The 20780-nt window shown below is 37.5% G+C and carries 25 protein-coding genes; 17 read left to right on the top strand and 8 right to left on the bottom strand.

What is annotated here, in order from left to right; translation table 11 throughout:
* Positions 1-29: 29 nt before the first annotated feature.
* From AC5YGI_RS05230 to gldB, 7 genes are all read right to left on the bottom strand, one after another.
* Positions 30-626 carry a hypothetical protein gene (locus AC5YGI_RS05230; RefSeq protein WP_496167706.1) on the bottom strand — a complete coding sequence of 199 codons (597 nt, stop codon included), beginning with the start codon at positions 624-626 and terminating at the stop codon, positions 30-32.
* Between the two features lie 6 nt (positions 627-632).
* Entirely contained in the window at positions 633-1079 is a 447-nt protein-coding gene (locus tag AC5YGI_RS05225; RefSeq protein WP_496167705.1) for a hypothetical protein, read from the bottom strand.
* Positions 1080-1087: 8 nt separating this feature from the next.
* On the bottom strand, positions 1088-1582 hold the full coding sequence (locus tag AC5YGI_RS05220) for a DinB family protein (RefSeq protein ID WP_496167704.1): 495 nt from the start codon (positions 1580-1582) through the stop codon (positions 1088-1090).
* Between the two features lie 81 nt (positions 1583-1663).
* Entirely contained in the window at positions 1664-2113 is a 450-nt protein-coding gene (locus AC5YGI_RS05215; protein ID WP_330747346.1) for a GNAT family N-acetyltransferase, read from the bottom strand.
* Positions 2114-2180: 67 nt separating this feature from the next.
* A complete protein-coding gene (locus tag AC5YGI_RS05210; RefSeq protein WP_330747345.1) occupies positions 2181-3320 on the bottom strand; it encodes a cystathionine gamma-synthase in 1140 nt (379 codons plus the stop codon).
* Between the two features lie 132 nt (positions 3321-3452).
* Positions 3453-3776, bottom strand: coding sequence for a gliding motility protein GldC (gldC, locus tag AC5YGI_RS05205; protein ID WP_002977443.1), 324 nt, complete (start codon positions 3774-3776; stop codon positions 3453-3455).
* Between the two features lie 31 nt (positions 3777-3807).
* On the bottom strand, positions 3808-4791 hold the full coding sequence (gene gldB / locus AC5YGI_RS05200; protein WP_330747344.1) for a gliding motility lipoprotein GldB: 984 nt from the start codon (positions 4789-4791) through the stop codon (positions 3808-3810).
* A gap of 52 nt (positions 4792-4843) precedes the next feature.
* Here gldB and AC5YGI_RS05195 point away from each other — a divergent pair, with 52 nt between their 5' ends.
* The 7 genes from AC5YGI_RS05195 to AC5YGI_RS05165 are packed head-to-tail and all read left to right on the top strand — an operon-like array spanning position 4844 to position 8859.
* Positions 4844-5482 carry a leucine-rich repeat domain-containing protein gene (locus AC5YGI_RS05195; protein WP_330747343.1) on the top strand — a complete coding sequence of 213 codons (639 nt, stop codon included), beginning with the start codon at positions 4844-4846 and terminating at the stop codon, positions 5480-5482.
* A 10-nt stretch (positions 5483-5492) separates the two neighbouring features.
* Positions 5493-6023, top strand: a complete 531-nt coding sequence (locus AC5YGI_RS05190) for a GNAT family N-acetyltransferase (RefSeq protein WP_330747342.1) — start codon at positions 5493-5495, stop codon at positions 6021-6023.
* A complete protein-coding gene (locus AC5YGI_RS05185) occupies positions 6020-6553 on the top strand; it encodes a GNAT family N-acetyltransferase (protein ID WP_330747341.1) in 534 nt (177 codons plus the stop codon). Before AC5YGI_RS05190 ends, AC5YGI_RS05185 begins: the two co-directional genes overlap by 4 nt.
* A 12-nt stretch (positions 6554-6565) precedes the next feature.
* On the top strand, positions 6566-7357 hold the full coding sequence (nadE, locus tag AC5YGI_RS05180) for an NAD(+) synthase (protein WP_330747340.1): 792 nt from the start codon (positions 6566-6568) through the stop codon (positions 7355-7357).
* 26 nt (positions 7358-7383) lie between these two features.
* Complete coding sequence (locus AC5YGI_RS05175; protein WP_330747339.1) at positions 7384-7887, top strand: ribonuclease domain-containing protein; 504 nt, start codon at positions 7384-7386, stop codon at positions 7885-7887.
* 40 nt (positions 7888-7927) lie between these two features.
* On the top strand, positions 7928-8551 hold the full coding sequence (locus tag AC5YGI_RS05170; RefSeq protein WP_330747338.1) for a Zn-dependent protease: 624 nt from the start codon (positions 7928-7930) through the stop codon (positions 8549-8551).
* A complete protein-coding gene (locus AC5YGI_RS05165; protein WP_202838866.1) occupies positions 8548-8859 on the top strand; it encodes a barstar family protein in 312 nt (103 codons plus the stop codon). The genes AC5YGI_RS05170 and AC5YGI_RS05165 overlap by 4 nt, the downstream gene beginning before the upstream one ends.
* Positions 8860-9140: 281 nt before the next feature.
* Here the strand turns inward: AC5YGI_RS05165 and AC5YGI_RS05160 are convergent, their stop codons facing one another.
* The gene (locus AC5YGI_RS05160; protein ID WP_110011371.1) at positions 9141-9623 is read right to left on the bottom strand and encodes a cytidine deaminase; all 483 of its coding nucleotides are present in this window, start codon (positions 9621-9623) and stop codon (positions 9141-9143) included.
* 99 nt (positions 9624-9722) lie between these two features.
* Here AC5YGI_RS05160 and namA point away from each other — a divergent pair, with 99 nt between their 5' ends.
* The 10 genes from namA (at position 9723) to AC5YGI_RS05110 (ending at position 20772) form a co-directional block, all read left to right on the top strand.
* The gene (namA, locus tag AC5YGI_RS05155; RefSeq protein ID WP_496167702.1) at positions 9723-10775 is read left to right on the top strand and encodes an NADPH dehydrogenase NamA; all 1053 of its coding nucleotides are present in this window, start codon (positions 9723-9725) and stop codon (positions 10773-10775) included.
* Positions 10776-10804: 29 nt separating this feature from the next.
* Entirely contained in the window at positions 10805-11083 is a 279-nt protein-coding gene (locus AC5YGI_RS05150; protein ID WP_110011373.1) for a DUF2752 domain-containing protein, read from the top strand.
* Positions 11084-11350: 267 nt separating this feature from the next.
* Positions 11351-11755 carry a type VI secretion system tube protein TssD gene (tssD, locus tag AC5YGI_RS05145; RefSeq protein WP_002977458.1) on the top strand — a complete coding sequence of 135 codons (405 nt, stop codon included), beginning with the start codon at positions 11351-11353 and terminating at the stop codon, positions 11753-11755.
* 147 nt (positions 11756-11902) lie between these two features.
* The gene (locus AC5YGI_RS05140; protein WP_496167699.1) at positions 11903-13834 is read left to right on the top strand and encodes a type VI secretion system Vgr family protein; all 1932 of its coding nucleotides are present in this window, start codon (positions 11903-11905) and stop codon (positions 13832-13834) included.
* A gap of 1 nt (position 13835) precedes the next feature.
* Positions 13836-14006 (top strand): hypothetical protein, encoded by a 171-nt coding sequence (locus AC5YGI_RS05135; protein ID WP_153816338.1) that lies wholly within the window; start codon positions 13836-13838, stop codon positions 14004-14006.
* Positions 14007-14067: 61 nt separating this feature from the next.
* Positions 14068-15042: a DUF2931 family protein gene (locus AC5YGI_RS05130; RefSeq protein WP_496167697.1), complete on the top strand. Its 975-nt coding sequence runs from the start codon at positions 14068-14070 to the stop codon at positions 15040-15042.
* 34 nt (positions 15043-15076) lie between these two features.
* On the top strand, positions 15077-16489 hold the full coding sequence (locus AC5YGI_RS05125; protein ID WP_496167696.1) for a phospholipase effector Tle1 domain-containing protein: 1413 nt from the start codon (positions 15077-15079) through the stop codon (positions 16487-16489).
* Between the two features lie 53 nt (positions 16490-16542).
* Positions 16543-17586: a hypothetical protein gene (locus tag AC5YGI_RS05120; protein WP_446105115.1), complete on the top strand. Its 1044-nt coding sequence runs from the start codon at positions 16543-16545 to the stop codon at positions 17584-17586.
* A 25-nt stretch (positions 17587-17611) separates the two neighbouring features.
* The gene (locus AC5YGI_RS05115) at positions 17612-18100 is read left to right on the top strand and encodes a DUF4280 domain-containing protein (RefSeq protein ID WP_332385211.1); all 489 of its coding nucleotides are present in this window, start codon (positions 17612-17614) and stop codon (positions 18098-18100) included.
* An 11-nt stretch (positions 18101-18111) separates the two neighbouring features.
* Entirely contained in the window at positions 18112-20772 is a 2661-nt protein-coding gene (locus AC5YGI_RS05110; protein WP_496167695.1) for an OmpA family protein, read from the top strand.
* Positions 20773-20780: the final 8 nt, after the last annotated feature.

The following is a 20780-nucleotide window of genomic DNA, read 5'->3' as shown; positions in this document are numbered from 1 at the left end:
AGTTTGATTATTATGACAAGACGGAAGGATTATAATCCATGAAAAAATGAATTAAAATAAGTTGTACGCTTAATAGGCTCAATATAATCAGGATGTAGTATTTTTTTGAAATCTCTTTTGGTAAGATGTTGTGAAATCAAAAAAGGGAAATTTGATTTTGCACCTTCTTTAATTAAAGTATAAAGAATCATATTGTTTTTAAAAAATACAATGGTTGTCTGTTCATAATCTTTACCCAAACTGTAGAGATCTGTCGGTTCATTAAGGAAAATCAGATTACCAGAAATCTTTGAAATTATGTAATGATGTTTTTTTCCATACTCAATGATTCTGCTTTTAGCTTCTTCTTTAGAAATTTCAAACTTAATTTCTTTCAAATGTTTTTCGGTGTATTTACAATACAGCACATATACGCTACAGACGAATAAACTTATAAGAATTGCACACTCGAAGCTGTTATTAAGAGAAAAATCTACTTCTTTTAATAACAGCAGAGAAGCTCCTGCCAATGCAGAAAATCCAAAATAGATTGAGATCGTATCAAACTTATCGTATGAACTTTCTTCAAAAACTAATTTTTCAGTTTGAATACTTTCTGTGATTCTTAAATTTTTTAGAGATCTCATTGGACATCAGGATGAGAATTTATGATTGATAAATTTAGATTTTATGGATAAATATAATGAGCCAGCTATTAAAAATGCAATAGAAACTATCCACAAAAAATAACCTGTTTCCAAGCTGTATATTCTTCCCATTCTTCCATTTTCTGCAGCCAGAATTTCCTTCCAGAAAAAAAATGTTCCTGCAATTAAAAAAGCTATTGCAGCCAATATCATAGAAATTAAAAAATATTTTTTATAACAGAATACCACTGCAATAAAGAACCAAATATTAGCTGTCCATACCAGAAATTCAAATAAGCCCCCGCCTAAAAAGCTAATCGGACCTATAAGAAAAGTTTCAAATGATTTATAATCTTTAATCTCTCCCATATCTTCAACTTTAAAAGCTGTAAAACAAAAAGAAATTATGAAAATTAACAGGCTGGCAAGGGGAATTCGTTTTCTTACATCCATCCCAATTTCTATAAATACCTTTCCTCAATAATATTCAGGTGGTGATAATTGTGACCTATTATCAGTTTTCCGATAGTTTCTACAGAAATTTCATGGCCATTGGCTGTCCCTGTGTTTTGTAGAGCAGAAGGTTGAAGAGTTTCTAATAAAATCTGTGAAGATTTTCTCACCAGTTTGTATTCTTCCAGAAGAGATTCAAGGGTTCTTTCACCTGCAAAAGAATTTTCTGCATATTCATTTTCATCAAATCCGGGAAGATTGTTTTTTTCTCCTCTCGCAAAAGCTAATATTCTGTATTGGAAGACTCTTTCTGTATCAGATAAATGGAGTAGAAGTTCTTTTAAAGTCCATTTTCCTTCTGCATAAGCAAAATTGGATTGTTCTTCGGTAAGGTTGGAATAAATTCCGATGGTTTTGTCTGCTGATATCTGCAGCTCGTTGATCCAGTTTCCTGATGGAATCTGATCTAAATATCTTTGGATGTATTTTTGAAAGTCGGTCATATTATTTTTTGTTTGGGTTACGGGATTCGGGATTCGGGGTTTTGAGATTCGGGATGGTGAGTGTAATGTATCAATTACTCATTACTCATGATTCGTCCACTCGTAGAAATTCACGGAGTCATACAGTTCAAATCCACAGGATGGATAGAGTTGATTTCCGATGTCATTACTTTTTCCTGTTTCTAAAAGAATACCACAGGCTTTTGAAGAGCGGCAATGTTCCTTGGATTTTTCAATTAATTCTTTAGAGTATCCTTTTCCTCTGTGGCTTTCATTTACGTACAGGTCGTTCAGCAGCCAGTAACGCTGCATTCTTGTAGATGAAAATATAGGATATAGCTGTACAAAACCTGTCAGGTTACCATTTTCTTCCGTAACAAAAATTTCTGAATCTTTGTTTTCAAGTCTTGCCTGAAGAAAGGTTGTGGCAGCAGGAATATCTGATTCTTTGTGATAAAATATCCTGTACTGATCAAATAATTCTGCGAGTTGTGGTAAGTCGGAAATAGTTGCTTTCCTTGAGTTTTTCATAATATCAGTTGGTGTTATAATAAATGAGAAGGATTATCAAAACCCTTCCCATTTAATGTATTGTATGTTAAGAAAAAGCTTTCTCAAGATCTGCAATAAGATCTTCTGCATCTTCAATACCTACGCTTAAACGTACAAGGTCGTCCGTGATTCCCAGTTCAGCACGTTTTTCTGCCGGGATTGAAGCGTGAGTCATCAATGCAGGATGGTTAGCCAAAGATTCTACGCCTCCTAAAGATTCCGCAAGCGTAAATACTCTTACTTTTTCTAAGAATTTGACAGCATCTTCTTTCTTACCGGATTTAAAAGTGAATGAAACCATTCCCCCTGATTCCTTCATCTGGGATTTTGCCAGTTCATACTGTGGGTGAGATTCCAATCCCGGATAAATTACCTTATCCACAGCTGGATGTTTCTCAAGATACTTCGCTACAGCAAGACCATTGTCCGAATGTCTCTGCATTCTTAAGGCCAGTGTTTTAATTCCTCTCAATACAAGATAAGAATCGTGAGGACCTAAAATACCACCGCTTGCAAACTGAATAAAGTGAAGTTTTTCTCCCAGTTCGGCATCTTTAGCAATAAGAGCTCCTGCAATCACATCAGAATGGCCTCCTAAATATTTCGTTGCGGAGTGCATTACAATGTCAGCTCCCAAATCAATAGGTCTCTGGATATAAGGCGTAGCAAAAGTATTGTCTACTGCCACCAGAATATCTTTCCCTTTTGCAATTTCTACTACTGCTTTGATATCTACTAATTTCATCAAAGGATTCGTAGGAGTTTCTACCCAGATCAGTTTTGTTTTATCTGTAATGACATCGGCAATTTTAGAAACATCGTCAAAATTCACGAATGTGAATTTCAGCTGATATTTTTCGAAAAGTCTCGTGAACATTCTGTAAGTGCCTCCGTAAAGGTCATCTACAGCAATCACTTCATCACCTGGGTTTAATAATTTCAAAACACAGTCGATGGCTGCAAGACCGGAACCGAAAGCCAGACCTCTCGCTCCGTTTTCAATGCTTGCCAAAGAATCTTCCAATGCCTGTCTTGTAGGGTTGGCAGCTCTTGAATATTCATATCCGGAGTGTACTCCCGGGCTTTTCTGTGCAAACGTAGAGGTTAAAAATACAGGTACATTTACAGAACCTGTTGCAGACTCGTGGTGCTGCCCTCCGTGAATTACTTTTGTATTAAAATTCATAATTTTTTGCTTTAGGCTTAGCATTAAACAATAAAGTATATTGCTTAAGCGGATTGTTTTATTAAAATTTGCTCTAGCTGAATACAAAAAGCTTACCGCTTACTGCCTGCAGCTTACCGCAGTTATATTTTTTTACTTAATAGCAGATTTTACCGCAAATTCTTCTGCAATTTCCTCCATCCATTGTGCTACATCTTCTTCTCCGGTTGCTCTCTGATACGTATTTCCTAAAGATATTAAAATCTGGTGGATAAACATCTTCATCTGGTCTACAGGCATTTCTTTGGTCCAAAGATCAATTCTTAGCGCTTCTCTTGTTTTATCATCCCATACAGAAATCATGGTTGCCTTGGTATCTTGTTTTTCAATACCGCCATCCTGAGCGTTCCATGTAATATTTTCCGGTACGTGATTTTCATCAAGCTCTACATCTATCGTAATCTGAGTCTTTCTCATTTTTCTATTTTTTCTAATTCTAAAATTTCTATTATTTAAGCTTCGGTTTATAACCGGATTGATTAAAAATTGTGGTAGCATCCATTTTCAGGAACTCCGTTAATTTTGTTTCGGGTTTTTCCTTAAAGTATGCTTTACAGATCTGCCAGCCTGTAAAAATCCCGATTTGTGGTGAAGATTCATTGTCAATTTCTGTATAAAACTTCGAGAATGGGCCTGGTGAAATAAAACGTTCTCCCAGTCTCGGATCATCTCCGAAGATCAGATTACTTTCTACAAAATAATTCCAGATATTCGCCTCATTACTGGTTGCCCATTCATACTGCTTTTGAGTATAATTCATTTTCAGATAATCGGGAGTATCCGGAAGAAAAGCATCCTGAAGAATCATTACTTTTCCGTTCAGAATAATCTGATCAATGAATTTCTGATGATCAGGAGATTCCGTTACAATATTTTCTGCAAACAACTGTGATACCTTAGGAACAATATTCTGCGGATTCATTGATTTTTGGAAATATAGTTCCAGTCCTTTGTAATTAGGATTTCCATCACCCATAAAACCGGTTACATCTATGAATAACAGATTGCCTTTTTCATCATAAAATATAGGGTCCTGTACCATCTGTAGAGCAGATGAGAACAGATATACTTTTGGATTTTTAAATTGGGGAAAGTAATATTTGATATGAGCAAATAAGCTCTGAAGTTCATTTTGCAGCTTTGCCTGATCTATTTTCCCGATAGCTTCCTTGTAGATTTTTATCTCTTCAGCATCTGCTCTTCTTTTTTCGAAATCAGCATCAGAAACACTCCCCTGAAACCATGGGAATTGAGTTTTAAACTGATCCAGTGGAATATTCGGATTGTAGAATTCTTTGGAAATATCTGTAATGTCAACTTTTTCGGCAGTTTGTTTAACTTCGACCTTCCATTGATTTTCAGGTTCTTTTTTGCAGGAAACAAGCCCTGCAGCTAAAACGGAAGAAAGCGCAATATATCTAAAAATCTTCATTATTTTTACATGGAATTTAAGTTTACAAAAATAAGGATTAAATACACAATTCATGATGAAAATTAAAATATTTACAGCGGGTTGCCTTATTTCCGGGCTTTCTTTTTTCTGCGGGCAAAACCTTGAATTTAAAGATAAAAACTTTGAAAAAGCAGTACTGGAAAATTTTGATCTGAATAAAAACGGAATACTTGAATCTCCGGAAGCAGGTAGGGTTACCAATCTGTTCCTGGTTCAGAAAGGAATTACTTCTGTAGAAGATCTGCCATTTTTCAAAAATGTAAAAATGGTTATCCTGGACGATAATATAATTCCCGATATTGCCGTAAACAATCTGTCTCAGCTTGAATTGTTTTCATGTACGGGATGCAAAATTTCTTCATTCAAAGCCGAAAATCTTAAAAATTTAAGTTCATTATATCTCGATAATAATTTGTTGGAAAGTATTTCGCTGACGGAGATTCCCAAAATTGATCAATTAACATTATCTTTAAATCAATTAAAAACAATAAATCTGCTTCAGTTTAAAGTATTAAGAAAGCTGAATGTAGAACATAACAAGCTTCAGAAAATTGATATTTCCGGCAACCCGGCTTTACAAACCCTTAATATAATGGGAAATAAGATAAGAGAAACAGATATAAAGAAGGGGGCTAAAACTAACGTAACCATTTTTGGAGCTGAAGAATAAACTAATAATTATGATGATAGAAACAGAACGACTGATTTTAAGAAAACTCGAAGATGAAGATTTTGAACGCATATTTTTGCTGGATTCCAATCCTGAAGTTATGAAATACATTGGTGTACCGGTTTTGACGGATATCAATGAATCAAAAAAGGTCATCAGCATGATTCAGAAACAGTATGAGGAGAATGGAGTAGGAAGGCTTGGAGTGGTAGAAAAAGAGAGCGGACTTCTGATAGGATGGAGCGGCTTGAAACTGCTTACCCATGAAACCAATGGTTATAAAAATGTGCTGGAACTGGGATATCGTTTTCTGCCGGAATCATGGGGAAAAGGATATGCTGTGGAATCCGGAAAAGCTTCTCTGGAGTATGGTTTTAATGATTTAAATGCAGAAGTCATTTATGCCTATGCCCATTCTGAACATGATGCTTCCAATCATATTCTAAGAAAATTAGGTTTTGAAAAAACCGGCGAGTTTGAAGAACCCGACGGAATCTGTTTCTGGTACGAACTGAAGCGTGAAAAATACAGTAAAAAATGATAACAATACGGCAGGAAGAAAAAAAAGATCATCAACAGGTCTTTCAGCTTACGGAAGAAGCTTTCAGTGAAATGGAACACAGTGATCATCAGGAACAGTTTCTGGTAGAAAAATTGAGAAAATCTGACGCTTTTATCCCCGAATTATCATTGGTGGCTGAAGATGAAAATGGTAGAATTGCAGGACATATTCTGTTTACTAAAATTAAAATTGTCAACGAAGAAAAATCGTTTGAATCCCTTGCACTGGCACCTGTTTCCGTAAAACCTGAGTTTCAGAATCAGGGAATCGGAACGAAACTGATTCTTGAGGGACATCGAATTGCCAAAGAATTGGGATATAAATCTGTAATCCTTATCGGACATGAAAAATATTATCCGCGCTTTGGTTACAAAAAAACAAGTAATTTTGGAGTTTCTTTTCCATTTGATATTCCGGAAGAAAACGGAATGGCTGTAGAATTGGTAAAAGACGGATTAAAAGATAGAAAAGGAGTGGTAAAATACCCTCATGAATTTGGAATAGACTAAAAAATATAAACAATGCAGACACAAAAAGTAATAGATCGTATTGTAAGCTGGTTAAAGGATTATGCTACAAATGCTAAAGTAAACGGATATGTAATCGGAGTTTCCGGAGGAGTAGATTCCGGAGTAGTTTCTACTTTAGCAGCAATGACAGGCATGAAAACACTGCTGATCGGAATGCCGATCCGTCAGAAAGCTGATCAGGTAGATCGTGCACAGGATCATATGAATGATCTTAAATCCAGATTTCCCAATGTAGAAACAATATCTGTAAATCTGACCCCGGCCTTTGAAGAGATCTATAAAACCTTCCATGTAAATGATGAGGTATATGCTAATGAGAATTTGACTTTTGCCAACACAAGAGCGCGTCTCAGAATGCTTACACTTTATTATTACGGACAGCTGAACGGGCTTCTTGTTTGTGGAACAGGAAATAAAGTAGAAGATTTTGGAATTGGTTTCTATACAAAATATGGTGATGGTGGGGTAGATGTTTCTCCGATTGCTGATCTTTATAAAACTGAAGTATATGAATTGGCCAAGGGATTAAATCTTATCAAAAGTATTCAGGAGGCTATTCCTACAGACGGGCTTTGGGATACGGAAAGAACAGATGAGCAGCAGATTGGTGCAAGTTATCCGGAACTGGAAAAAATCCAGAAAGAATACGGAACGAAAACGGCTGAAGATTACGAAGGGAGAGATAAGGAAGTGTTCCTGATCTTCGACAGAATGCATAAAGCTGCGAAACATAAAATGGATCCAATTCCTGTTTGTGATATTCCTGAAGAGTGGAGAGCATAAAAATAATATTACATTAAATCATAGCGATGAACGGTAAAATAAGATCTGTATTTTTTATATGTCTGGGGCTTCTCTTCGGAATGTCTGTGATGTATGTCTACAGGAACTTTATTGAAGATAAAAAAGATCAGTCAGGTTCTGCAAAAAAGGAAACGGTGAGTTATGGCAGTACTTCTTCGGAGGGGAATTCATCTGCTCAGGTTTCTATAGATCAGCTTACAGAGGAGAAAACGGTGATCAGCTATGTGAAACAAAACCATAAGCTGCCGGATTATTATATCACTAAAAATGAAGCAAGGAAACAAGGCTGGAACCCTTCTAAAGGAAATCTTTGTGATGTACTTCCCGGAAAAGCTATTGGCGGAGATCAATTCAGAAACAGGGAAGGACGTTTGCCGGATGGAGAAAAGTACTTTGAAGCAGATGTAAACTATCATTGCGGCGGAAGAAATGCAGACCGTATCATCTATACCCGGAATGGTGATGTGTATCTTACCAAAAACCATTATAAGAGCTTTGAAAAGCAATGACCAATATATAATTTGATTGTAATTATTATAAATCTTAATTTTGAAAAATTATAGCTTTTTTTACCTTCCCATTCTTTTGATTCTGGCATACTCATGTTCAGAAAAGAAAGACAAGGCAGCGGAAAAAGCAGTAAAACCAACCATAACAATACTTATACAGCCATTTAAGGATATTAATGATGAAACTGTAGCAAAAGTAGCCGAAGGAATAAGAAATGTATACCCGAATGTAAAAGTTCTGGATGCGATAGAATTTCCTGAAAATACTTATTATAAAGAGAGAAACCGATATAGAGCCGATTCAATCATTAAGTTTTTGAATAAAGAAACAAAAGAAGGTTTTGTCACAATTGGTCTGACAGCGAAGGATATCAGTGCTACCAGAGGAAAGATCAGAGACTTTGGAATCATGGGGTTGGGGTATAGACCAGGAAAAGCTTGCGTGGCTTCAAGTTTCAGACTGAGTAAAGAAAACCGGGATGAGCAGTTTTACAAAATAGCCATTCATGAGCTGGGCCATACACAAGGGCTGCCACATTGCCCGGAAAAAATGTGTTTTATGAGAGATGCAGAAGGTAAGAATCCTACCAATGAAGAAACGGATTTCTGCAAAAAATGCAAGACTTTTTTAATTAATAAAAATTGGAAATTTAATTCAATATGAAGACAGTATATATAGATTTTACAGACATAGGTGATTATGAAGATTTTTACGCCCAGCTCAAGGAGAAAATTCAGCTTCCTGAGCATTTTGGGGATAATCTTGATGCCCTTTTTGATACCATCACCGGTAGTCTGGAAATGCCGCTCCATTTAGAATTCGTCAACATGACTGTAGATCAGCTTGAGATTTTCGAAGACCTGCTGACTACTCTGGAAGATGCGGAAGAAGAAGTTGAAGAATTTAGTTTTAGCTACTATCTTGAGCAGTACGAAGACGAAGATGATGATGTAGAATCTGAAGAAGAATAAAAAATAAAGGTTGTCCCAATACAGGAGACAGCCTTTTTTATGCTGATCCTTATTCTAGAGTATTAGAATCCTTATCCAAACCTAACAGAATCAAACCTAACAGGTTTCCAAAACCTGTTAGGTTTCTTATTTTATTTCACTGTAACGTTTATTCAGGATGAGCCGATGTGAACTTTTTGCTTCACAGCCTGTAAAAGCTTCAAACTTGGACAGGGTTTAAAATATCAAGTTTACTTTAGTTAAAAATCTCATCTTTTGGTCAATTTGCTATCTCGCTTTAGTTACAAAAACGTCGAATCAAAATAAAAAGGAAGCAGATCTTTCACGGCATGCACTTTTACAACCTCCTCATTCATACTTGAAAAATAAAGGTCTATATTTTCATTCTGCTTGGTTTCATACTCAATTAAACTCTGGCGGCATGCTCCACATGGAGGAATTGGTGGGTTTTTCTCATGAAACTCTTTCGGACCTCCTACTACAAAGATCTTTTTTATTTTCACATCCGGAAAGTTGGCTGCTACCCAAAAAACAGTCGTTCTTTCTGCACACAATCCTGAAGGATAGGCTGCATTCTCCTGATTGTTCCCGGAATAGATTTCTCCGTTTTCCAGTAATACGGAACATCCTACCAAAAATTGAGAATAAGGTGCATAAGCATTCTCACGAGCCTCTTTGGCTCTTTCAAATAATTGTTTTTCTATATCGCTCAGCTCACTGCTATTTTTAAAATATTCGTAACCGATCTGTATGTCTTTTTTCATATATTGTCAACTAAAAAAGGGGGGTAAAATTAGTTCTTTTTAATGAAGTGGGCAATATTTATTCTTCCCCTGAAAAGTTCAATTTTTTAATGTTTAAAAATGTTATACACACCGATAAAATTCAGAAATATAGAGTTGAAAAACAGATGGGTAATGTCACCCATGTGTATGTATTCATGTGAAAACGGAGAGGCTAACGACTTCCATTTTGTACACTACGGAAGCAGATCGCAGGGCGGTACCGGTCTTTTGATGGTAGAAGCTACAGGAGTAGAACCCAAAGGAAGAATTACCAATCACTGCATGGGAATCTGGAATGATGAACAGGCAGCGAAACTGCAAAGAATTGTAGAATTTGTACACAAAAATTCAGAAAGTAAAATAGGAATCCAGCTGGCTCATGCCGGAAGAAAAGGATCAACATGGAATAATATACAGATTCCTGTGGAAGAAGGTTGGGAAACGGTGGCACCAAGTCCCATTCCTTATCACCCTACGGAAAGAATTCCGCATGTACTGAGTACAGATGAGGTAAAGGAGATTGTTCAGAATTTTAAAAAAGCTGCCCGAAGAGCTGTAAAAGCAGGGTTTGATATCATCGAAATTCATGGAGCTCACGGATATTTGATCCATCAGTTTCTGTCGCCGCTTTCCAATATCCGAACGGATGAATATGGAGGAAGCTTTGAAAACAGAATCAGATTTCTGATCGAAATTGTAGATGCTGTTAATGAAGAACTGGACGAAAATACTGCCCTTTTCGTCAGAATTTCAGGAACGGAATATGCTGAGAATGGCTGGGATATTCAGAGTAGTGTAGCGCTGGCAAAAATTTTAAAAGAGCATTCCGTAGACCTTGTAGATGTATCCAGCGGTGGAAATATTCATGGAGCTAAAATTCCGGTTTTCGATGGTTATCAGGTTCCTTTTTCTTCGCAGGTGAGAAATGAGGCTGAAGTGAAGACAGGAGCGGTAGGATTGATTACCAGGGTAGAACAAGCCGAAGAAATCCTTCAGAAAGGGGATGCTGATCTTATCTTTGTAGCAAGGGAGATTCTGAGAAATCCTTATATTGCTGTTCAGGGATCTTTTGAAATGAAAGAAGACTGCTTTTTTCCGCATCAGTATACCAGAGCCAAAATCTCTTCTTAATTACCCCAATAATCTGTAAAACCACAGGAATGAATATTGATGATTTCATGCTTACCTGCCCCAGTAAAAAATTCCTTGGGGTAGAATGTCTGGGATGTGGTGCTCAGAGAGCAATCCTGTTGGTATTTGAAGGAAAGTTTTCGGAAGCGTTTCAAATGTATCCGGCTGTATACACTTTATTGTTATTCTTTTTGATCCTTGGGGTAAGTTTTATCGATAGAAAAAGAAAATACAGTAAAATTTTAATGATTATGGTGGTCGTTAACCTGATTATTATGGTCATCGGGTATATGTACAAACACTGTTAACTATTAGAATCAACAGTAACCGTTTGATTATTAGTTGTTTTTGTGTTTTGATCTTCTTTGGTGTTATGTAGAAAAATTTTAATAAAAAATATAATTTATTAGATTAAAATTCCTGTATTGTTTTGTTGTGTAGAATTTTAAAATGTCGTAGAACTACTACAATTTATGAAACAGTGCCTTAAAAACTTTTTAAATTAGAACATGACCTTTATCTTTGTTTTATAAATCCTATAGCAGGGATCTCGTTAATGATTAAAATTTAAGAATATGGCAGGAAATTCAAGAGGAATCTTAAAATTCAATGGAGGTGAAGGTCAGAAGTTGTTAAAGCTTAACTATAGTGTGTCAAGATCTACAGATGTTTCAGGACGTGTAGCCTCTGACCCGTCAAACGCATTGATCAAAGTAACAATTGAAGCAACAGAAAAATCTGATGTTTTAGAAAGTTTATTAAACAGTAAATACAAGCCAACTAGCGGGGAAATCAACTTTAATAAATCTCACGAAGAGGGAACATTGATCTCTCTGAAATGGGAAAACGGATATGTTATCCAGCATGAAGTAGACTTTGATGCCATTGATAGCAATAATATGCTGATCAGCTTTGTAGTAAGTGCTGAAAGCATCACATATGGAAACTCATCTTATGACGGACTTTGGCCGATGAGCTAAGTCTTTCATGAGCCAGAAATAAAAGACTGTCCTTACAAGACGGTCTTTTTTTACCTAGGACTATATTCTACAGGATTTTTGTTTTTAATTTTTAAACTCTCTTTCTGTTGAATAATCGTTTAAAAAACAAATCAAATCACTAAAAATATGTCAAATACACCTGGAAACTCACAAGCGGCGTCTTTTCGTCCGACGCAGAATGCAGATGGTATTTCCGAAAACCATCACACAGGTATCAACCGTCTGGTAAAGCTTTCTCTTGTCATAGAAGGGAAAATTATCAAGTACTACAAGCATTTCAAGCTTAAACAAAGTACCAGACGACATCACGAATTTACACTGACACTGGCACACGATACCCTGGGAGACAGACAGACCCACTCACTGGAGGAAGCTAACAAATTTCTCGGAAAAAGACTTACGGCGGTTATTTCCTATAAAGATATAGATAACAGTCCGGAACGAACTTTTGTGGGAGTGATTACCGGAGTAGGATTCAGTCAGGAGCATATGAGTCTGGGAAATATTGTACTTACAGGTTACAGTCCGACCATCCTTCTTGACGGAGCACTGCACATCCAGAGTTTTGGAGGAAGCCAGCCGGTTAATATCGGAATTATTGCAGAAGAAGTGATCAAACAGGGAATTGATAAAAGCCGTTTTGATATCAGGGTAGATGCCAATAATTTCTCTCAGATCATCTATAGCAGCCAGTATGATGAAACCCATTATAACTATCTGGCAAGAATGGCCGAAGCATACGGTGAACAATTCTACTACGATGGTGAAGTTTTACATTTCGGAAAACTGCCGGCTCAGAATAAACCTATTACCCTTACTTACGGAAGCAGCGCCAATGAAATTAAAGTTGAGCTGAAAGCGGTACACACCAAACCACAATTTTACGGTTATAACAGTAATAAAAATGAAAAGCTGACTTCTGGGTCTACACCCATCAAACATGTGAGTGATCTTGCAAAAACAGCATACAGCCATAACGAAACTATTTATAAAACACCGGCTTTACAGATTGCTCCTATCAAAGCTGCCACACACCTGGATGTGGAGTATTCGCAGAAAAGCGCTTCAGGAAGTGAGGCGGTGAATGTTTTTTCCGTTTCAGGAAATACAACGGTTCCTTTCCTTCACCCGGGGTGCGTAGCAGACGTCCAGATGCGTAAACAGGATTCCAATGAAACCTCTTATTTCACCAGAATCATGATTACGGAATCAGAACATGAAATTGACACCATCGGTCATTATAAAGGAAGCTTTGTAGGAATAGCGGCAGATACAGGGTTTCTTCCAAAGCCGGAATACACCATTCCGAAGGCCGAGCCACAGACAGCCACAGTAATTTCCAATACAGATCCTGAAGGACAGGGAAGAATACAGGTAAGATTCGACTGGCAGACCAATGACACCACTCACTTTATCCGTATGATGAGCCCTGATGCCGGAGGAACAGATCAGATTACCCAAAACCGTGGATACGTAGCTATTCCGGAAGTGGGAGATCAGGTAATGGTTAATTTTGTGCACAGCCATCCGGACAGACCTTTCGTAATGGGAGGAATGTTCCATGGTGGAGTAGCGTTGGGAGGTGGCGTAAACAATCACCTTAAGTCTATTCAAACCAGAAGCGGAATCAGGATCCTGATGAATGATGAAGAAGGAAGTGTAACGATCCTTGATCCAAGCGGGAACACTTATTTTATGGACGGACAGGGAAATATCAGTATGAAAGCCCCTAAAAATTTTACGTTGAATGCGGGTGATAATATCAACATCACTGCAGGAAAAGAAATTTCTATAGGCGCAGGAGCAAGTATTACCAGTACCGCAAACGATAATATTGTTTCCATCGCAGGAAAAGATATGAAACTTACGGCTTCGGGAGATATTACGGAAACTTCCGATACCAGAACGGAAATGATTGAAAAAGAATTCAAAAGACAATCTGAAACCTCCAATGAAATTGCAGGTGAAATTTCCATGTTCAGCGAGCTGGAAAATATGACCATGCAAAGCGGAAAGATTGTAGAATTCAACAGTGCTGAAAAATCAAAACTTTTCTGATATGGCGATCATCAAAACAGCAACCAACCTGCGCATAACAGTTAAAGATTCTTACCATCTGAGCGTAGGAAAAAAGGTTGAAAAAATAGCAAAGAAAATCAATGTGGAAGCACATAAGGAAAATCTGGTTTTAGCGAGTAACAAGAAGATTATGTCCCATGGCCATAAGTAAATGTAACCTGCTGATTCTTTTTATATGGTGTTTTTCATTAACGAATTGTCAGAATAAAAAAATGGAAGAAAAATACAGTTGGCTGGGAACCGTTTCTGCCCCGGAGGAATACCCGATGGAAGTATATGAAGGAGCTATTGTTGCAGATGGTTTTACTTACAGTTTTGATGCCATCTGGGGAACACAGAATACAGGTTGGGGTAAAGAAGGCGGTACTATGAATGTCAATACCGAAAGCATGAGTGCTCCCCATAAACTGGAATTTACATGGTACTCTTTGGTAGAAAATAAATTCTACACCGGAAAATGGGACCTGGATAAAGAAAAGATCAAAAAACTTTTGGATGATGGGTTTGTAGACCAGGACACAAAAAAGAAAGCCACTTACAATTCCTTTGTGGTAGGATTAGCTCCACAAGGAAGAGTTGTGCTTTGGATGAAAGGTCCGGGAAACCAGAAAGAAGTAGGTGCTTTTCAGGCTCATGATACCATTATCACCAAAGAAAAAGCATACGATAATGCTCAGTATATGTTGAATGAAGGCTTTGCAGAAAGAATGTTGAAAGATCCGTCTTATAAGACATTCAAGCCGGAAATTCGTGAGAAAATTGAAAAAGAAGGCTATCCGCCAGCAGATATTTATAACGTTTATCGGGAAAGATACAGCTGGAAACCTTCCGTGATTCTCCCTGAAGGAGCCACCTGGATAGATTTTGGTTTTACCAGTTACAACGGCGAGCAGGAAAATCTTTTTGACCAAAGTTTAAAAGAGAATACCTACAAAAGCAGGGCTATACCACGATTCTGCGGTTTTTACTGGAAAGATAAAAACAACAACAGGTATGCAGTATGGATAGACGCTTTTGATGATAAAGAGATATTTGATTTGTTTCAGAAATCAGGAAAAGATAAAAATATTGATCTGACCATTAAAGTAAACGAAGACAATACAAAAGTTTTAATCTCTTTAGAATCTGAAAAAGAAAAACTGGCAGTTACCAAGGCAAAAATAAGGGTATCCCGAAAGATAGAATGATAATATTCACTCAGTCAATTTAAAAACAAGAACGATGCACAACAATCAATTTGGAAGTTATACACCATCTGTATCCAAAGAGGAAGTACTGGATATTACCATTGGGATTTTTTTTGACGGAACCCTGAATAATAAAACCAATACAGAGGAAAGAAAAAAGGGAACAGATGCCCATAAAAAACATGGTGGCGGAGCTAAAGACAATACCAGTTATAACAATGACTGGAGTAATGTAGCCCGCATGTGGGATAACTATGATAAAAACTTCGGAATTTATATAGAAGGAATCGGTACACAGGATAAAGAAGGAGATGCAACGCTCGGATACGCTTTCGGTACCGGAGAAACCGGGATCAGATCAAAAGTGAGAAAAGGCTGCGAAGAAATCGTAAAAAAGGTGAAAACCATTAAAGCTGAAAAAAAAGCCGATAAAATTGCCGTACTTACTTTCGATGTATTCGGATTCAGCCGTGGAGCTGCCGCTGCCCGTAATTTTGTATACGAAATCGGAAAAGCAAAATATAAAGCCAGTTCACGCACCGTCGCAAACGAAGCTGTTTCAGTGACCACCTATTCAGATGATGATGGGAAAAATGTTGATTCCGAAGAACTTCCAAAATGGGGGCATCTCGGTCTTAAACTCGAAGAAGCAGGATTAAAAGTTGATGTGTTGAAAGTGAGATTTCTGGGGATTTACGATACCGTTTCTTCCTATTCAAAATACCTGTCTCCAATGCCCAATTTCAGTAACGATGTTGAAGAATTAAGCCTGAATGACATCGGAAAAGCCCAAACTGTAGTTCACTTTATCGCAGCCGATGAGCACAGAGAAAACTTTGACCTTACAAGAGTACATATCGGAATCGAAAAAACATTCCCAGGTGTACACTGCGACGTCGGAGGTGCCTATGAAAACGGAGAGGAAACATGGGAAGAAATTGAAACGTCATGGACTACCAGCAGCAAGCTGGAAGCATTAAAAACAGAACTTGAAAATGAAGGATGGTACGAAAAAGGTGAGCTTACCATTACTCCCGGATTCTATTTGTCATTAAGAGGGACACGTGATCTTGTGAAGACTTTCAGTTACATTCCATTGCATTTCATGGCGGAATACGGCATTGAGAAAAATCTTCCTATCACCTTAAAAAAAATGACAGATGACAAATATTCCATTTTGGATGATCAGTTCTTAATAGGAATTAAAGACCGTCTCAGGACTTATGTGATGGGAGATGGCAAACCTTATTCTTTCAGACATTATAAAGAGCTTAGGGATGCTTATGGAGGAAACGAAGTTCCGGAAGACCGTCAGGAAGCTTATCAGAAAGAAGTAAAGGAACAAGCCGATTTAAGAAAACTTCGCCATAAATACCTTCACTGGTCAGCAAGAAGGGAAAAGATTGGGATGGATCCAAGACCCAACAGAACAAGAGTTATCCATTAAATATTTAAATAAGAGTATTATACCAAGAAAGAATTTGAAGCAGGAACATTTTTATGCAGAAATATAATATACATACCGTTCAGAAAGATGAAACTTTAAAAAGTATAGCCTCGCTGTACGGGCTTGATAAAGATGCATTAAAACTCTTCCATAATAACCACTGCGCTGTGAAGGATATGATCCTGATCAATCTCAACGGGCAGAAAGAGCTTTTTGTTCCCAGAACAGCGGTTGCAGATAAAAACATTTTAGTAAAATTCGGAAAAGGAAACAGCCTTACTCTTCAGCCTGAAAACAAAGTGCGAAGATACAGTGTCGTTATTACCATTGAAAAAGGAGAATCGAAAAACGAATTAAAATATGAAACATCAGTTCGCTGGCTGAAAACAGAAAAAGGACATCATTTTTTTGAGATAGACAGAACATCAAAACTGTATCTCAACGAAGAAGAAGTGAATGAAATTGCAGATCTGCTGGCTTACAGAACCTCCGGGGTCTTATATCCTTTACAGATCAGTACAGATGAACACGGAACGTTTGAAACCGTAGAAAATGCAGAGGTATTTTCCAAAAGATGGGCAGCTGTAAAAGAAGAACTCTATAAAGAATTTGAAGGCGAAACGGTAGACGAATACTGCGGAAAGATTGAAAAAGTGATCAGCCAGCCCGAAGCAATCAATCTGTATATTAAAAATGATTATTTCATCCGCTCATTATTTTTTGGAATATACCAGCGTTTCGGAAATGAATATAGAACTGAGATGACAGAAACCTTTCCGGTAACAGACAATGCCATTGAACCAGCATATAAACTGACACTGGAAACAGATCCGGTGAAAGGAGAAACCGGCCTGATTACCATAGAAGGATATGGAAAGTTATATGAAGAAAGAAATATTGATGATTTTATAAGAAAATCACCTTTTTCATTGATTATAGAAGATCATCCTGTGATGAATGAAGAAGGAACTTTCAGACTCATAAGTTATCTGAAAGGAGAAACTTCACTTCCGGAATCTCTTTACCTAGAATGCAGTATCATGCTGCAGGAAGAGAAAAAGATTTCAGTATCAGTTTCAGGATTTGATAATAAATAACCACTTCACTAAAGATAAAATTAATATGGCAGAAAAACATATTGTAGTACAGGGCGCCTTATGCAAATGCCAGTTCGGGCAGGTTCCGGACAAGCTGAAAGTACTTACACACCAAAAAGAATATGCCAATGATAAAAGCGCTTCCAAAAAACTGATCGTTACTACGAAAGAAATAGGAGCAGCCACATTTGAAAAAAATACATTCGGAAACTGTACCAAAATGGGAGGTCCGCCACCTCCCTGTAAAATTATGGTTACAGAATGGCAGAATTTTTATGATAAAGTACAGCTCAGCAACGGTGGATATATCATTGTGGAAGACAGCAAAGCCGTTTGTGCTGTTGCCGGAACGCCATGCATAGAAATTATAGACCACGGGCAAAGAGCAGAAGCCAGCCAGCAGAACTTTAAAAATGCCGACAAAGACGTTCAGCAGCAGATCAATCCGCTGGTGGATTCCGAAGAAATGTATAACGAACAGCCTTCAGGAGGAGGGCAGGATGGTGCAATCTAAATGATAAGAAAATGGCAAAAGGCGTAAAAAAAATAAAAGTTGTAAGCGGGTTGTATTATCCAAAAATGTCTGTATTAGGGCAAAGGATTACCATAAAACCGGATCAGTGGGTGCAGTTTGGTATAGACGAATGGCTGCCGGGCACTACAGATGCCGACAAAAAGAAACCTCTTACCTGGATGAGGCAGAACAGCAGCAAAAAAATTATCATCAATCAGATCACCTCTGCTACCGGATATAAATTTTTAATTGGTAAGCAGTATTGCGGAAGCTATCAGTTTTATATTGAAGCCAGTCTTTCAGGAGTAAGAGACCCTAAAGGTAATACAGGACTATATGTAAAAGGCTGGTGTGAACCCAAAATTGTGAGCAGCAAATGGTCTACCCAGAAGAACAGCAAAAGCATTAAAAACAATAAAAAAGTTGATTATATTTCCTATGGACATATTGTTCATCTGAACCTCGTGACAGAAGGTCTGAATGGAAATACAGTCAGCATTGAATTGTGGAATCAGCAGTCCGCAAAAGCAGATAAACTGGTACATACCTACAATAATGTACAGGTAATCGATGGTGAAGTCAATCTGAAAATAGAAAATACCTTTGCCTGGATGGCCTATGTGGACAATATTCAGAATGTAGAGGAATTCTATGTTAAAGTAAAAGATGTTGCATCCAAAAAATACATTAAAGATAAGCTTGGAGATGACCTTCATGCCATCTATCTGAATGTTAAAAATAAAATTGCCACTACCAATACCAACGGAGCCCAGAACCAGACGCCGACTAAAGTTTATAAGCCGGATGTCAATTCCGTTAGACTCGAGCCCTGTAAATTTGAAGTCATCAAGATTACTGAAAATGAAACCAAGGACGGCAAAGCCAGCAACACAACCGTTAAAGTCTTTGATAACGGGAATGGTGTCAAACTGATAAAATCCGCCGCTTTACAGGAACATATTCAGAGAACAATCTACTATAAGTTTGACTCTACAATTATTGATAAAGACGGGGAAGCCGTCCTGAATAATGTGCTCAAATTTCTTCTTGAACATAAAGATTCCACAATGAATCTCAGCGGCTATGCCTGTGTGATAGGAAAAGAAAATTATAATAAAGGACTTTCCCAAAGAAGAGCAGATGTTGTCAAAAAATTCTTTGCCGATGGTGGATTAGATCCCAGAAGAATAATATCCGTGGGAAAAGGAGAAGTAGATCCTACCGATGATAAAATGGGAAGAGACAATATCAAATACAAAAATGAGAAAGACTACGAAAATAACCGTAGAGTAGACATCTCATTTGTATTCAATGCCCATGATGCACAGACCATCAGTTATGAAGTAACAGCACCGAGTGTATCTACAAAGAAAAATTTAGTAATTGATATTACAGGTTTTCAAACCAATGAATGCTTCAGGGACAGTAAAGGAAAACATAAAAAGCAGACCCTGATTGTAGACGTAGGGCAGGCAATAGATAAGGGAGACACTGTAAAAACATTTAATACACCTACATTTACATATGGTGTATATTCAAACCTTTCCAGAGTCAACGCTTTTCCGGTAGAATATATCTGGCCTTCAGCATCCAATCCGAATCAGTTTCATCTGCATGTGCATAGCTGCCGGTATTTCAGCAATGAAAAAAGAACTACAGTACTGATCAAGGCTTATCCGGATATTAAATGGGAACTTGCTCTTGAGTTTTTGGTGAATGTTTCCAATTATAAAGCAGCCAATATGCCGCCAGGATCTGTTTATGCAAAACACCAGGAAAAATCCAGACAGGCAGGATATAACAGAATGAGGATGAATGAAACCGGGAAAGTTCCGATTTCAATAGGGTTGGGCATATCTGCCGAATGGGATGCCGGGAGAGAAAAGAGAAGTTTTACTAATGAATTTGCAGATAAAATCAAACTGGTAGCCAGAATGATTGCCACTGCGGTCAATATTGTACAAAATGCAATCAACTATGCGCAAAGTGCGGCAAAAGAAACAGCAATACCGGTTGGTTTCAATGTCAGGTATCCAAAATTTACCGTCGTAGGAAAATGGTACCTGGAAAGAGTAAACGAAAGAAATACACTTAGCGTTATTGGTGAAGTAGGCTTTGGATTTAAACCTTTAATTGGAGCTGAAGTTGTTATTGATATATTGGGAGCAGCCATTGCGGCGGCTTCGTATGGAGCAACCGGAAACCCGGCAGCGGCAAGAATTATTAATAAGTTTCGTGGAGGATTAGAAAAATTAGGTGCTTCAGTAACCTTTACAGCAACATTTTATGGGGAGCTGGAAATAATGGTAGATGCCCTGAAGATTGACAGTATCAACGGGATCAATATGCAGGGAAAAACTACCATTGGAGGAAAAATGGGAGCCACTATTGAACTCAGTGTAAGCGTTGAGGTAGGAAGAGTAAAAGGGACAAAATCGAAGCCTATTATGACATTTAAAGCCGCTGCAAAAGCAGATTCTTACTTTGGTGGAGATATTGTACTGGATTCTGATTCTAAGGGATTATTCATACAGCCGATTCTGAAATTTTCAGGAGTAGTACTTTCAGTAGAAATAGAAGGAGAAGTAGGCTGGTGGAAAAGCAATTTTAAAGTAGAAGAAAAAGTTATAAAAGAAGAAACTCATTATTTGGAAAAAAAATATTTAACTTAAATTGACGT

Source organism: Chryseobacterium sp. CS3K3.1 (assembly GCF_059515165.1).
The sequence above is the reverse complement of the archived record's forward strand: the minus strand, read 5'-3'. Positions and strand labels throughout refer to the sequence as shown.